The organism is Streptomyces sp. NPDC022910, from assembly GCF_055561075.1.
Map to the genome: position 1 here is coordinate 1 of NZ_JBVHHL010000005.1, position 14,048 is coordinate 14,048.

Here is a 14,048-nt window from a genome sequence, read left to right on the forward strand (position 1 = left end):
TGCAGCAGCGTGGACTTGCCGCCGCCGGTGGGGCCCTGGATGACGAGCCGGTCGCCGTCGCCGATGGTGAGGTCGACGCCGTCCAGGGCGTTGATGGTCTCCTTGCCCCGCGTGTAGCGCTTGGTGACGCCTCTGAGTTCGTACATGGGTGCAACTCCTGGGATGGGAAGGGGGTTGGGGCCTGCCATGACGACAGGCCCCGGGCCGCGCGCTGTACGGGGCGGGTTCTACTCGACGCGGCGCAGGGCGTCCGCCGGGCGCAGACGGGAGGCGCGCCAGCCGCCGAAGCCGCCGGCGATCAGACCGCCGGCCACCGCGAGGGCGACCGCGACGGTGATGGTGGTGGCGCTGACCGGTGCGGTGAGCGCCACCTCCAGGGTCTTCGCAGCGGCCTGCCGGCCGGGCCCGCCGAAGCCACCGCCGCCGGGACCGCCGCCGAAGCCGCCGCCACCACCGCTGCCGCTGCCGAGTTGCGCCTGCAGGGTCGGGCTGATCGCGGTGACGACGTACGCGCCCGCCAGGCCGAGCGCGATGCCGAGGGCCCCGCCCACCAGGCCGTTGACGACGGCTTCGCCGACCACCTGGCGGGTCACCCGGCTCGACTTCCAGCCCAGCGCCTTGAGCGTGCCGAACTCGCGTACCCGGCGGGAGACGGCGGAGGACGTGAGGAGGCCGGCGACCAGGAACGCGGCGACCAGCACCGCGATGGACAGCCACTTGCCCACATTGGTGGCGAGGCTGGAGGCGGTGGACAGGGAACCGGAGACGGTGGAGGCGAGGTCGGAGGAGGTGGTGACCGTCGTCCCCGAGATGTTCTTCTGGATGGTCTTCTTGACGGTCGCGATCTGCTTCGAGTCGGTCGCCTTGACGTAGATCGTGGTGACCTTGTTCTTCGCGTCGGCGAGTGTCTGGGCCTGCTGCAACGGGATGTAGAGGTTGGCCGCCGAGTCACCGCTGTCCGCCGTGGCGATGCCGATGACCTTGAACTTGACGCTCTTGATGGTGACGGTGCTGCCGACCTTGAGCTTCTTCTCCTTGGCATACGCCGAGTCCGCCACGACGACTTTGGCGTTCGTCTCGGAGGTCTTGAACGTACGGCCGCTGGTGATCTTCGAGGAGGTCAGCGGGCCGAGGGCGGGCTTGGTGACGTCGGTGCCGTAGACGGAGTAGTTGTTGACGTCGAAGTTGGCGCCGCCGCCCTCGACCTGGCCCTGCGGCTGGCCGGTGGGAGCCCCGCCCCGGCCGCCCTGCTGGCCGCTGTTCGGGTTCTGCTTGAACTGACCCCGCGTGAACTGGCCACTGATCTTGACGACTCGCAGGCTCAGTCCGCCCACGGCGTCCGAAACGCCGCTCTGTGAGCCGACCTTGTCGACCGTGCTGCCGGCCAGGGTCTGGAAGCCCTGGACCATGACACGGTCGCTGCTCTGGGTCTCGTCGGAGCCGTTGCCACGGGCGTCGAAGTTGAAGCGCGGCCCCTGCGAGCTGCCCGACGCGGGGGTGGCCGCCTTCGTGACGGTCATGTCGGTGCCGAGTCCGTACAGCGACTGCAGAACCTTGTCCTGTGCCTTCCCCATGCCCGAGGACACGGAGTTGACCACGATGACCAGTGCGATGCCCAGAGCGAGCCCGGAGGCGACGACGAGGGCCGCCTTTCTCCGGCGGCGCAGTTCGCGCCTCAGGTAGGTGAAGAACATGGCCGCAAACTAGGGAGGCACCCTGATGAACCCATAAGCCGGACATAAAAGAACGATGAGAAGCCTGTGCCCGGCCTCGGCTCCGCCGTGAAAAGGCCTGTGAGAAGACCGAGGCGCCCGCCGCCTCGGAGGGGGCGGCGGGCGCCTCGGGTGAAGTGTGGGGGACGATCCGCTGGGCCTTCGGCTCAGACCGCGGAACCCGCCTTCCACTGGGCCCAGTCCATGTTCCAGCCGTTGAGGCCGTTGTCCGGTGCGACCGTCTTGTCACCGGTGTTGGTCACGACCACGACGTCGCCGATGATCGAGTTGTTGTAGAACCACGAGCCCGGCGTGCTCGCGTCGTTCGCGCCCTTGGTGTCGGAGAGGCCGACGCAGCCGTGGCTGGTGTTCACGTTGCCGAAGATGGACTTCGCGCCCCAGTAGTTGCCGTGCACGAACGTGCCGGAGTTGGTCAGGCGGATGGCGTGCGGCACGTCCTTGATGTCGTACTCGCCCTTGCCGTCGCTGTCGGTGAAGCCGACCGTCGCGCCGTTCATCCGGGTTTCCTTGAACTTCTGCGACATGACCATCTGACCTTCGTACGTCTTGTTGTCAGGCGAGCCCGCGGAGATCGGGATGGTCTTGATGACCTTGCCGTCCTGCGTGACCTTCATCTGCTTGGTCTTCGCGTCGACGTACGAGACCTGGTTGCGGCCGATCTTGAAGGTGACCGTCTTCTGCTGCACGCCGTACACACCGCTCGTGCCCTCTACACCGTCGAGGTCGAGCTTCAGCGTGACGGTGGAGCCTTCCGTCCAGTACTGCTCGGGCCGGAAGTCGATCCGGTTGGCGCCGAACCAGTGCCCGACGACCTCCTGCCCGCTGCTGGAGGTGACGGTGATCCCCTTCTGCACGGCGGCCTTGTCGGTGATGGCCTTGTCGAAGTTGATCGAGACCGGCATGCCCACGCCGACGGTGGAGCCGCTCTCCGGCGTGAAGTTGCCTATGAAGGAGTGGGCCGGTGCGACGGTCGTGAAGGAGGCGTTCTCGTGGGCGGCACGGCCGGCGGAGTCCTGGGCCGACGCGGCGACCTTGTAGGTCGTGGCGCGCTCCAGCTGGTTGGTGGGCGCCCAGCTCAGCTTGTCCGCGGATATCTGCCCGGCGACGGGGGTTCCGGACGCGGTGGTCATGGTGACGTTGGTGAGCGTCCCCTTGCTGACCGTCACCTTGGCGGCGTTGTTGATGGAGGCGTTGTCGGAACCGTCCGCCGGTGTGATCTTGATCTGTGCCTCGGAGGCCTTCTTGGCCGCCGCCTCGTCCGCCTTTGCCTGCGAGGTGGAGTCGCCGCCACTGCCACTGGCCGCGTCGCCGCCTCCGCTGCACGCGGTGAGCACGAGTATTCCGCCGAGCAGTGCGGACGCGGTCACCAGACCCTTGCGCCGCTTACTGACCGTAATCACACACTTCTCCATGGTTGCCGAATCCCCAAAACCCCGTGAGCCCCCGTAAGAACCATCAACGCTACGACCGGTGGGCCCCGTTCCACATCGGTTGGATGTGTGGGCCACACCACGTCGGTGCGACGGATGCCCAGACGCTCTCCGTGTCACACGGGACGCCGGGGGAACACCTCTGGAGACGACGGAACCCCGGGCGCCGGTTGCCGCCCGGGGTCACGATTTCCCCAAGACACGTCAGCCGAGTCGGACCTCCTCGTCCTCCTCGTCTTCCTCGTCGTCATCGGACTCATCATCCTCGCCGAGGGCCCAGTCAGGCGAGTCCGGGTCGTAGTCGATCTCCTCGCTGCTCCAGGACGCCTGGGCGAGTTCGACCCCAGGCACCTCGCTGATCAGGGCGGACGGATCGATGAGATAGGCGAGGGCCTCTGCAGTGTCTTCCGTCACTGCGCTTTCCGTGTACGCACGCTCACCCTCGGGCATGTCCGGCTCGTCCTCGATCCGGTGCAGTGCGGCCTTGGCGACGGCGTCGGCGTCGGCGACCTCGACGACCAGCTCTACGCGAAGTCGGACAAACCGTGATGTCTCAGAAGTGCTCATGGCGGGCAGCGTACGGCCCGGAGGGGGCGCGACTTTCCCGCGACCCGCGCCTTTCACTAGCATCGCTCCACACGGCCAATTCGCAAGCACCACAGGGGGATCGGTATTTCGTGTCCGCCGCACGTCGATCGACGTCCACCGCACGCCGGACGTTGCTGACCGCCACCGCCGCGGGGACCCTGCTGGGGGCCCTGTGGTTCGTCCCGTCCGCCAACGCGACTCCGGATGCGTCCGGACAGCACTCCTCGACATCCGCACGAACGTCCGCGGAGACGGACGCCTCGGCGACGGGCACCCAACTGGCCGACACGGGCAGCGTCGACACGACGCCGTACGTGGTCGGAGGCACCCTCTTCCTCTGCCTGGGCGCGGGTTTCGTGGCGTACTCGGTGCGCAGGGAACGCATGGATTTTTGAATTGCTTGACGTGCCTTTGGCATGGCATTCACAGTCCGTTCATGAAGAGATCATCGAGGGTGCGGCTGTGCGCCACGGTTGCCGTGGGCGCGGTGTCGCTCTCCCTCATCACGAGCTGCTCCGACGGAGGGTCGAACGACTCCAAGGACTCCGGTTCCTCGGGGCCGGCCGCGGCCGCGAAGGCGCCGAGTGCCGCGGAGTTGAAGAAGCTGATCATCGCGAAGGGCGACGTGGACGGGTACAAGGTCGGCGCGGTCCCCAAGACGTACCCGGCCTCCAAGACCGCCATCAAGAGCGACGAGCGGTGCAAGCCGCTCCTCTACGTCATGAGCGGCCTCGCCCCGGGTGACGCGGCGGCGGAGACCAACAGCATGGCCACCGAGGAGAAGAAGCCCACCGACAAGGCCTCCACGTCCGCCCAGGACCTGTCGGAAGACGCGATCGAGGATGCGCTCACCGACTCGATGACCGTGAACGTCACGGTCGTGTCCCTGTCGTCGTACGAGGGCGACGGCGCCGAGAAGGCGATGAAGTCGGTCTCCGACGCGGTGAAGGGCTGCTCCGGCGGTTTCACGGCCGGCTCGGGCGGCGACGAGCAGAAGTTCACCAAGGTCACCGCCGAGAAGGCCGCGGAGGCGGGCGACGAGTCGGTGGCGTTCGGCGCCGGCGGCGAGATGGAGGACACGGACGGCAAGACGGGCACCCTGCACGCCCAGGTGGTGCGCCACGGCAACACCATCGCCACCTACTACACGATGAACCTCGGCGCGATGATGTCCGGCAAGGACTACACCGTGCCGGACGCGGTGATCCAGGCCCAGTCGGGCAAGCTGAAGTGAACCGTCGGGGCCCTGCCGTCCGGCAGGGCCCCGATCGCTTTGCTCCCCGCTGCCTGGCAACTTCCTTACTGCAGTGCCCCGGTGACCGTCTCCACCGCCGCGACCAGCCCGCCGTCGCGCACGAAGGCATCCGCGGCCGCCAGGTCGGGCGCCAGGAAGCGGTCCGGGCCCGGGCCCTGGGCGCCCGCCTCACGCAGGGCCGTGATCGCCGCCTGGGTGGCGGGAGCCGGGGTCAGTCCCTCACGGAGTTCGACGGCCCGCGCGGCCGCGTACAGCTCGACCGCCAGGACCCGGGTGAGGTTGTCCACGGCCGTGCGCAGCTTGCGCGCCGCCGACCAGCCCATCGAGACGTGGTCCTCCTGCATCGCGGAGGACGGGATCGAGTCGGCGGAGGCCGGAACGGCCAGCCGCTTCATCTCGCTCACCAGCGCCGCCTGCGTGTACTGGGCGATCATCAGGCCCGAGTCGACGCCCGCGTCGTCCGCGAGGAACGGCGGCAGGCCGTGCGAGCGGTTCTTGTCGAGCAGGCGGTCGGTGCGACGCTCCGCGATCGACGCCAGGTCGGCCGCCGCGATCGCCAGGAAGTCCAGGACGTAGGCCACCGGCGCACCGTGGAAGTTGCCGTTCGACTCGACCCGGCCGTCGGGCAGGACCACCGGGTTGTCGACGGCGGAGGCCAGTTCGCGCTCGGCGACCAGGCGGGCGTGCGCCAGCGTGTCCCGGCCGGCGCCCGCGACCTGTGGGGCGCACCGCACCGAGTAGGCGTCCTGGACGCGCGGCGCGTCGTCCTGGTGATGCCCCGTCAGGCCCGAACCCTTCAGCACAGCCAGCATGTTGGCGGCCGAGGCGCCCTGCCCGGGGTGCGGGCGGATGGCGTGCAGCTCCGGCGCGAGCACCTTGTCCGTACCGAGCAGCGCCTCGAGCGACAGCGCCGCCGTGACGTCGGCCGACTTGTACAGCTGCTCCAGGTCCGCCAGCGCCATGATCAGCATGCCGAGCATGCCGTCGGTGCCGTTGAGGAGCGCGAGGCCCTCCTTCTCGTGCAGCTCGACGGGGGCGATGCCGTGCTCGGCGAGGAGTTCGGCGGCGGGCCGTACGACGCCGTCGGGGCCCTCCGCCTCGCCCTCGCCCATGAGCGTCAGCGCACAGTGGGACAGCGGCGCCAGGTCGCCGGAGCAGCCGAGCGAGCCGTATTCGTGCACGACCGGGGTGATGCCAGCGTTGAGGATGTCCGCCATGGTCCGAGCGACCTCGGGGCGGACACCGGTGTGTCCGGAGCAGACGGTCTTCAGCCGCAGGAACATCAGGGCGCGCACGACCTCGCGCTCGACCCGCGGGCCCATACCGGCCGCGTGCGAGCGGACGATGTTGCGCTGCAGCTGGGTGCGCAGCTCCCGGCTGATGTGCCGGGTGGCCAGCGCGCCGAAACCGGTGCTGACCCCGTAGACGGGATCCGGCTTCGCCGCCAGCGCGTCCACGATCTCGCGGGCCGCCGCCAGGGCTGACAGGGCCTCCTGGGAGAGCTCGATCCGGGCGTCCGCGCGCGCCACGGCGAGAACGTCGGACGCGGTGACCCCGGACGTCCCCACCACCACAGTGTGCATATCCATATTCAGGAGCGTACGCAGTGAATTCAATGATGTCACTAGTGGGTGGCGGGTTGACCCCTTACCGCGACCCGGGCTTCACTCAGCGACGCCCCCGGAACCGACGCCGCTCCCCGGTGGAGGGCGGGGGCGCGTCGGCCAGGCGTACGACCGGGTCGTCGGGCCCCTCACGGCCCGCGACCACGGGCTTCGCCGCGCGCAGGGCCTTGGCCCGGTACTGGGCCGCGTCCGCGAGCCGGAACAGCCGTCGAGCCGAACGGACGGGACCGATCGGGTCCTCGGTCGAGGCGACCCCGCAGGCGACGCCGTCGCCGAGCTCCAGTTCGGCGGCGCGCCGGCAGACCTCGTCGGCTACCCGGACGACCTCGTCGGCCGGCGGACCGACCGCGAGGAGGCAGAACTCGTCGCCGCCGAGACGGGCGACGAGGGCGCCCGGCAGCATTGCGCCGCACAGCGAGAGGACCGATCCGAAGCGTTCCAGCAGCCGGTCGCCGACGGCGTGCCCGCGCGTGTCGTTGACTCGTTTGAGCCCGTTGAGATCGCAGACGACGAGCGAGACCGCGACGCCGTCCCCGCGGTGCCGTTCGATCGCCTCGTCGAGGCGTACGTCGACGGCGCGGCGGTTGGCGAGACCGGTGAGGGCGTCGGTGAAAGCCAGCCGACGGGCCTCCTCCAGGCGCTCGGTCTGGGCGATACCGGCGGCGACCACGGAGGCGAGGACGGTGGCGAAGTCGGCGTCGGCGTCACCGAAGACGGGGACGCCGGCCTCACGGGCGACGTACAACTCGCCCCAGGCACGGCCGTGCAGCAGCACGGGAGCGACCACGCAGCAGCCGCGGCCGCGTCGGCGCAACGCGGCGACCCGCTGGTGGCAGTACCCGGCGTGCCCCGCGGCCGGGCCCTCCGCGGTCTCCACCCAGGCGCTCGGCCCGCCGCCGCCCGCCCAGCGCTCGTGCAGGAACTCGGTGATCTCCGGGAACTGATGCACGGGGTAGGTCTCGCGCTCCGGGAACTCCTCCTCCTCGGGCGCCCGCTCCCCCACATTGACCAGGACCCGCAGCCGTCCGCGCTCGCGCTCCCACACGGAGAGCGCGGCGAAGCTCCCGGCGAGCGCCCGGCACGCACCGAGCGCGGCGGCCCGCCAGGACTCCCGCGGGTTGTGCGCCGCCGCCATCCCCTGGGCCAGCGCCACCACCGCACTGAGCCGACTGTCCTCACCCATCACTCCAGGCTAGGGACGATCAGGACAATGTGAGACATCGGTGCGGCGATCAGGGGTGCAGGCCATTCCGGCGTCAGTGGCGACACGACCCCGGCACTTCGGTACTACTCGCCCGGCCACTGCGGGCTGCGCTTCTCGTTGAAGGCGGCCACCCCTTCCGCGCGGTCCCCCGAGAACGCCACCGAGCGCCACGCCGCGTCCTCGACCTCGAGTCCGGCCCGCAGGTCGAGGCCGTGACCCAGGCGCAGGGCACGCTTCGCGGCCCGCAGGCCCACCGGGGAGTTCGCCGCGATACGGGCCGCGAGGGCGAGCGCCTCCTCGCGGTCGCTGCCTTCCGGTACGAGCTCGTCGACCAGGCCCAGCTCACGCGCCTCTGCCGCCTCCAGACGGCGCGCCGTGAAGATCAGCTCGGCCGCGCGCGCCGAGCCCACCCGGCGGGGCAGCAGCTGCGTACCGCCGCCTCCCGGGATCACCCCGACGGACACCTCGGGCAGGCCGACCACCGCGGTGCCGTCCGCCACGATCAGGTCGCAGGACAGCGCCAGCTCGAAGCCGCCGCCCAGCGCGAAGCCGTGCACGGCGGCGACCGTCGGCATCGGCAGCTCCAGGACGCCGGTGTACGCGGCGCGCGTGACAGGGCGCTGGCGCACCAGATCGGCGTCCGTGAAGGAGTTGCGCTCCTTGAGGTCGGCGCCCACGCAGAACGCCCGCTCGTGCGTCGACGTCAGCACCGTCACCCGCGCGTCCCGGTCGGCCGCCAGGTGCGTGCACGCCGCGGCGATCGAGCGCGCCATCTCCGTGGACACCGCGTTCATCGCCTTGGGCCGGTCGAGCGCCAGCTCCGCGACGTACCCGTGCCGCCGTACGACGACGTACTCGCCGAACGGCCGCTCGTCGCCCTGCTCCGCCATGACACCCTCCCGGTTAACGCGGGTTAACTTCCGACGTCCCGATCATCGCAGCCGAAGCGGCCCTGCGAAAGCCGCCGCGAGCCTGCGCCAGGGGCGGGCCACTTGGGCCCGCCCCTCCCCTTTCGGGTGACATCCGGGCCGTCTCCTCATCACCTTCCCCCAATCGGCACATAATCTGCCCACCGCGGCGCATCGGGGGAGTACGGGCACACCGGGGAGGGACGAGCATGACGACGGACACGGGTACCGCTGAGACCACGGCGGCGACGCACGGCGCCACCGGCCCCCTGCGGTTCCGCCCGGCGGGCCGGCACCGCAAGCCCCGGCGACGGCGTGTGGTCCTCGCCGTCGGCGGGCTCGCGCTCGCCGCCGGGTCCCTGAGCCTCGTACGCCTCGCGACCCAGTCGGCCACGGGCGGGAGCGGGACCGCGGAGGCCGAGCCCCGGATCGACACCACCGACACGGCGGCGACGGTCGCGACCGGCCCGGCGACGGGGGGCGTGAGCACCTCCGCGGCCGCTGTCACGCGGGCGGCGAGCCCGGCTTCGGCCGCGACGGTCCCCGCGAGCCTGTCCGCACACCCGTCCTCGTCGGCCCCACGCGCCACAAACCCCGCCACGGGCATCCCCGAAGCGCCGTGGTCGCCGACGGGCACCCGCACCTCCGAGCCCCCGGCGACCACGACTCCCGCCAAGCCGCGGCCCACCCCGACGGCGCCCGCGCCTACGCCCACGCCCACGCCCTCACCGGACCCGAGCCGACCGGGCCTGTGCATCCCGATCATCGGGCTGTGCGTCAACAGCCTGTCCTCACCGGGTGGTTGAGCCGAAGCCCCGGGCGCGTCCGGCGGTCGACATCGGACCGCAGGCCACGACCGGCCCGGGACCCGGCGGCCCACCCCAGAGTGCAGAACGCCGACCGCCCGGGACCCGGCGGCCCGTCCCCGGGCGCACGACCACGACCGTCCTGGACCCGGCAGACCGCGCATGGGTGCACCACAACAACCGACTCCAGGCCCGGCGCCCCATCCCCGGGGGGCACGACCACGACCGGCCCGGACCCGGCGCCCCGTCCCCGGGCGCACGACGACAACCGACCTGGACCCGGCGCCCCATCCCCGGGCGCACGACGACAACCGACCTGGACCCGGCGCCCCGTCCCCGGCCGCACCACCACGACCCACTCCGGACCAGGCAGCCCACCCCCGGCCGCACCACCACGACCCGCCTGGACCCGCCAGCCCACCCCCGGCCGCACCACCACGACCCACTCCGGACCAGGCAGCCCACCCCCGGCCGCACCACCACGACCCACTCCGGACCAGGCAGCCCGCCTCATGACCGGCGGCGTCCGGACCACGACCGGTGCGCGCGCCAAGGCCCCACCCGCGACGTACGAGCGGACTACGACGGCCCTTCCCGCCGGGTCAGCAGCCATGGCTCGATCACGCCGAGGCCGCGCACCGGACGTTGCCACATCGGCTGGAGCGCGAAGCGGTACGAGGGCGGTTCCTCACCCTCCTTCTCCGCGGCGGCCGCTGCCTCGGCGGCCTCCGCCTCAGAGGCGGGCGCCTCGCCCGTGCGGATCAGCTCCTCCGCGAAGGCCCCGTCGACCAGGACCGCGTCCCGGGGCGCTATCGAGGTGAGCCGGCTCGCCAGGTTCACCGTCGTACCGAAGACGTCGCCCATGCGGGTGGTCACCGTGCCGAAGGCGATGCCCACGCGCAGTTCCGGCATGGTCTCGTCGTTCGCCATCGTCTCGATCAGGCGGAGGGCGATCTCCGCGGCCGTACCGGCGTCGTCCGCCGCGTACAGCACCTCGTCGCCCAGCGTCTTGATGAGCCGCCCGCCGTGCGCGGCGACCAGGTCCGCCGCAGTCGTCTCGAACGCCTCGACCAGCTCGCCGAGTTCCTCCTCCTCCAGGCGGCGCGTCAGGCGTGTGAAGCCCACGAGGTCCGCGAAGCCGACTGCGAGGCGGCGGTCCACCATCTCCTCGTCGTCCCCGGCCTGGACGACCCGGCCGGTCGCGGCGGCGAGCTGGCGCCGCCAGACGTAGATGAGGAACTCCTCCAGCTCCGGCAGGAGCAGCTCGATCAGGGGGTAGGTCACCTCGGTGCGGGTCATGCCGGGCTCGGGGGGCTCGGTGAGGCCCTCCAGGAAGGAATCGATCTGCCACTCGGCCAGCCGGGCGGTGGTCTGCCCGGTCGACCGGGCCACCTGCACCGCCATCGCCTCGCTCAGCAGGCCCGCCTCGACCAGACCGGCGAGCCGGCGCAGGGCCAGCACGTCGGCCTCCGTGAGCGCCTTGGCCTGTCCTATGTCCGCGAAGCCCATCGCCCGCCAGAAACGGGACGCCAGTTCCATGGACACGCCCGCACTGCGGGCCGCCTGGAAGGGGGTGTAGCGGCGCTCCGCCCCCAGGATGAGCTGCTCCAGGCGCAGCGCCAGGGGGTCCTCGTCGGACTCGGCGTGTGCGTCCCGCCCCGGCTCACCGTCGGGGTCGGGGTGTACGCCCGTGCCCGAGCCCGTGTCGTCGACGGTCACGCGTGCTGCCCTTCCGATCTGCCGCGGTCAGGTATCGACCGCGGTCAACTCTACGGCAGGTGTGCGGTAGCTCACTCCTCAGCGGCATCCTCGGGCAGCCGACGAAGGGGTGGGCCGCCTCCCCGGGCCACGCCCGGGCCGGTCATCGCTCACGCCGGTCGCACGTGCACGATGTCCCCCGCCCCCACCGGCTCCTGCACTCCCTCTTCCGTCGCCAGCACGAGGCGGCCGTCGCCGTCGATCGCCACCGCCTCTCCGGTGATGGACCGGTCGCCGGGCAGTTCGGCCCGTACGAACCGGCCCAGCGTCGCGCAGCCGGCCGCGTACGTCTCCTGGAGGCCGCTCGCCACCGGGTCGCCGCTCGCGGCGCGCCAGCGGCCGTACCAGTCCTCCAGGGAGCGCAGCACCGCCCGCAGCAGCGGGTCGCGGTCCGTGCCGCGGGCACCCGCCAGGGCCAGGGAACCCGCCGTGGGCACCGGGAGCTCGTCCTCGCGGAGCGAGACGTTGATGCCGATACCGATCACCACACCGTCCTCGCCGGCACGCTCCGCGAGGAGCCCGCCGGTCTTGCGTTCCTCCTCGTCCACGGTGACCAGGAGGTCGTTGGGCCACTTGAGTGCCGTGTCGACGCCCGCCGCCCGCGCCAGCCCGGTCGCGACGGCCACCCCGGCCAGCAGCGGCAGCCAGCCCCAGCGGGCGACGGGCACCTCGGCGGGCCTGAGCAGGACCGAGAAGAACAGTCCGGAGCGGGCCGGGGCCGTCCAGGCTCGGTCCAACCGCCCGCGCCCGGCGCTCTGCTCCTCGGCGACCAGGACGGTGCCCTCGGCGGCCTTGCCGGCCGCGGCGAGGGCGACGAGGTCGGAATTGGTGGACCCGGTGCGCTGCACCACCTCGATCCCGGACCAGAGGCCGCCCTCCCGCACCAGCGCCCGGCGCAGCGCGGCAGCGTTCAGGGGCGGGCGCTGCAGGTCGGACCAGCGGCCGCCGCCGCCCGCGGAGTCGTTCGACCGGTCGTTCGCGTCTGAGGCATCTCGCGGCATCATGCAAGCCACCCTAGGTGTGGTAAACGCCGCACTGCCGATCGGTAGGTGCGCCACTACGCTACGGATGAGTAACCGTTCGTTCTTCTGAGCATTCTCTCAGCACCTCACCCTCACGTCCCCACTGAGCAGGCAGGGAGCCGCATCCCGATGTCCGAGCCGGAAGAGATCGACATTCACACCACCGCGGGCAAGCTCGCTGACCTCCAGCGCCGCGTCCAGGAGGCGACGCACGCCGGCTCGGAGCGTGCCGTGGAGAAGCAGCACGCCAAGGGCAAGTTGACGGCCCGTGAGCGGATCGAGCTGCTGATGGACGAGGGCTCGTTCGTGGAGCTGGACGAGTTCGCCAGGCACCGCTCGACCAACTTCGGCCTGGAGAAGAACCGCCCCTACGGGGACGGCGTGGTGACCGGTTACGGCACCGTCGACGGCCGCCCGGTCGCCGTGTTCTCCCAGGACTTCACCGTCTTCGGCGGAGCCCTGGGCGAGGTCTACGGCCAGAAGATCGTCAAGGTGATGGACTTCGCCCTGAAGACCGGCTGTCCGGTCATCGGCATCAACGACTCCGGCGGCGCCCGCATCCAGGAGGGCGTCGCGTCGCTGGGCGCTTACGGCGAGATCTTCCGCCGCAACACCCACGCCTCCGGTGTGATCCCGCAGATCAGCCTGGTCGTCGGCCCGTGCGCGGGGGGCGCGGTGTACTCCCCGGCGATCACCGACTTCACGGTGATGGTCGACCAGACCTCGCACATGTTCATCACCGGCCCGGACGTCATCAAGACGGTCACCGGCGAGGACGTCGGTTTCGAGGAGCTGGGCGGTGCCCGCACCCACAACACCGCCTCGGGCGTGGCCCACCACATGGCCGGGGACGAGAAGGACGCCATCGACTACGTCAAGCAGCTGCTGTCGTACCTGCCGTCCAACAACCTGTCCGAGCCCCCGGTCTTCCCGGAGGAGGCGGACCTGACGGTCACCGACGAGGACCACGAGCTGGACGTACTCGTCCCGGACAGCGCGAACCAGCCGTACGACATGCACACGGTGATCGAACACATCCTGGACGACGCCGAGTTCTTCGAGACGCAGCCGCTGTTCGCGCCGAACATCCTCACCGGCTTCGGCCGGGTCGAGGGCCACCCGGTGGGCATCGTCGCCAACCAGCCGATGCAGTTCGCGGGCTGCCTGGACATCGACGCGAGCGAGAAGGCCGCCCGCTTCGTGCGCACCTGCGACGCCTTCAACGTGCCCGTGATCACCTTCGTCGACGTGCCCGGGTTCCTGCCCGGCGTCGACCAGGAGCACACCGGTATCATCCGCCGCGGCGCCAAGCTGATCTACGCGTACGCCGAGGCCACCGTTCCCCTCATCACGATCATCACCCGCAAGGCCTTCGGCGGCGCCTACGACGTCATGGGCTCCAAGCACCTGGGCGCGGACCTGAACCTGGCCTGGCCCACCGCCCAGATCGCTGTCATGGGCGCGCAGGGCGCGGTCAACATCCTGCACCGCCGCACGATCGGCGAGGCCGACGACCCGGAGGCGACCCGCGCCCGGCTGATCCAGGAGTACGAGGACACTCTCCTCAACCCCTACATCGCGGCCGAGCGCGGCTACATCGACGCGGTGATCATGCCGTCCGACACCCGCCGCCACGTCGTACGCGGTCTGCGGCAGCTGCGCACGAAGCGGGAATCCCTGCCCCCGAAGAAGCACGGCAACATTCCCCTGTAAACCCGC

At 71.1% G+C, this 14,048-nt stretch carries 12 protein-coding genes and 1 pseudogene; 4 read left to right on the forward strand and 9 right to left on the reverse strand.

What is annotated here, in order from left to right:
- The 4 genes and pseudogenes from ACZ3TS_RS06305 to ACZ3TS_RS06320 form a co-directional block, all read right to left on the reverse strand.
- A pseudogene (locus tag ACZ3TS_RS06305) lies at window positions 1-146 on the reverse strand (ABC transporter ATP-binding protein); the annotation flags it as partial.
- 81 nt (window positions 147-227) lie between these two features.
- Entirely contained in the window at window positions 228-1,694 is a 1,467-nt protein-coding gene (locus ACZ3TS_RS06310) for an ABC transporter permease (protein ID WP_467614127.1), read from the reverse strand.
- 185 nt (window positions 1,695-1,879) lie between these two features.
- Window positions 1,880-3,145: a L,D-transpeptidase gene (locus ACZ3TS_RS06315; protein WP_467614129.1), complete on the reverse strand. Its 1,266-nt coding sequence runs from the start codon at window positions 3,143-3,145 to the stop codon at window positions 1,880-1,882.
- Between the two features lie 222 nt (window positions 3,146-3,367).
- Window positions 3,368-3,730 (reverse strand): hypothetical protein, encoded by a 363-nt coding sequence (locus tag ACZ3TS_RS06320; RefSeq protein WP_467614131.1) that lies wholly within the window; start codon window positions 3,728-3,730, stop codon window positions 3,368-3,370.
- Window positions 3,731-3,840: 110 nt separating this feature from the next.
- Between ACZ3TS_RS06320 and ACZ3TS_RS06325 the strand changes: the two genes are divergently transcribed.
- Window positions 3,841-4,146 (forward strand): hypothetical protein, encoded by a 306-nt coding sequence (locus ACZ3TS_RS06325; protein WP_467614133.1) that lies wholly within the window; start codon window positions 3,841-3,843, stop codon window positions 4,144-4,146.
- A gap of 41 nt (window positions 4,147-4,187) precedes the next feature.
- Window positions 4,188-4,985 carry a hypothetical protein gene (locus tag ACZ3TS_RS06330; protein WP_467614135.1) on the forward strand — a complete coding sequence of 266 codons (798 nt, stop codon included), beginning with the start codon at window positions 4,188-4,190 and terminating at the stop codon, window positions 4,983-4,985.
- A 65-nt stretch (window positions 4,986-5,050) separates the two neighbouring features.
- On the opposite strand, the gene hutH is transcribed toward ACZ3TS_RS06330, so the two are convergent.
- From hutH to ACZ3TS_RS06345, 3 genes are all read right to left on the reverse strand, one after another.
- Window positions 5,051-6,589 carry a histidine ammonia-lyase gene (hutH, locus tag ACZ3TS_RS06335; protein WP_467614545.1) on the reverse strand — a complete coding sequence of 513 codons (1,539 nt, stop codon included), beginning with the start codon at window positions 6,587-6,589 and terminating at the stop codon, window positions 5,051-5,053.
- Window positions 6,590-6,674: 85 nt separating this feature from the next.
- A complete protein-coding gene (locus ACZ3TS_RS06340) occupies window positions 6,675-7,814 on the reverse strand; it encodes a GGDEF domain-containing protein (protein WP_467614136.1) in 1,140 nt (379 codons plus the stop codon).
- 104 nt (window positions 7,815-7,918) lie between these two features.
- Window positions 7,919-8,725, reverse strand: coding sequence for an enoyl-CoA hydratase/isomerase family protein (locus tag ACZ3TS_RS06345; protein WP_467614137.1), 807 nt, complete (start codon window positions 8,723-8,725; stop codon window positions 7,919-7,921).
- A gap of 227 nt (window positions 8,726-8,952) precedes the next feature.
- Here ACZ3TS_RS06345 and ACZ3TS_RS06350 point away from each other — a divergent pair, with 227 nt between their 5' ends.
- Window positions 8,953-9,549 (forward strand): hypothetical protein, encoded by a 597-nt coding sequence (locus tag ACZ3TS_RS06350; protein WP_467614138.1) that lies wholly within the window; start codon window positions 8,953-8,955, stop codon window positions 9,547-9,549.
- Between the two features lie 579 nt (window positions 9,550-10,128).
- On the opposite strand, the gene ACZ3TS_RS06355 is transcribed toward ACZ3TS_RS06350, so the two are convergent.
- Window positions 10,129-11,268 (reverse strand): adenylate/guanylate cyclase domain-containing protein, encoded by a 1,140-nt coding sequence (locus ACZ3TS_RS06355; RefSeq protein WP_467614140.1) that lies wholly within the window; start codon window positions 11,266-11,268, stop codon window positions 10,129-10,131.
- A gap of 149 nt (window positions 11,269-11,417) precedes the next feature.
- Complete coding sequence (locus ACZ3TS_RS06360) at window positions 11,418-12,311, reverse strand: biotin--[acetyl-CoA-carboxylase] ligase (RefSeq protein WP_467614142.1); 894 nt, start codon at window positions 12,309-12,311, stop codon at window positions 11,418-11,420.
- 147 nt (window positions 12,312-12,458) lie between these two features.
- On the opposite strand from ACZ3TS_RS06360, the gene ACZ3TS_RS06365 reads away from it, so the two are divergent.
- Window positions 12,459-14,042, forward strand: coding sequence for an acyl-CoA carboxylase subunit beta (locus ACZ3TS_RS06365; protein WP_467614143.1), 1,584 nt, complete (start codon window positions 12,459-12,461; stop codon window positions 14,040-14,042).
- The last annotated feature ends 6 nt before the right edge of the window (window positions 14,043-14,048 follow it).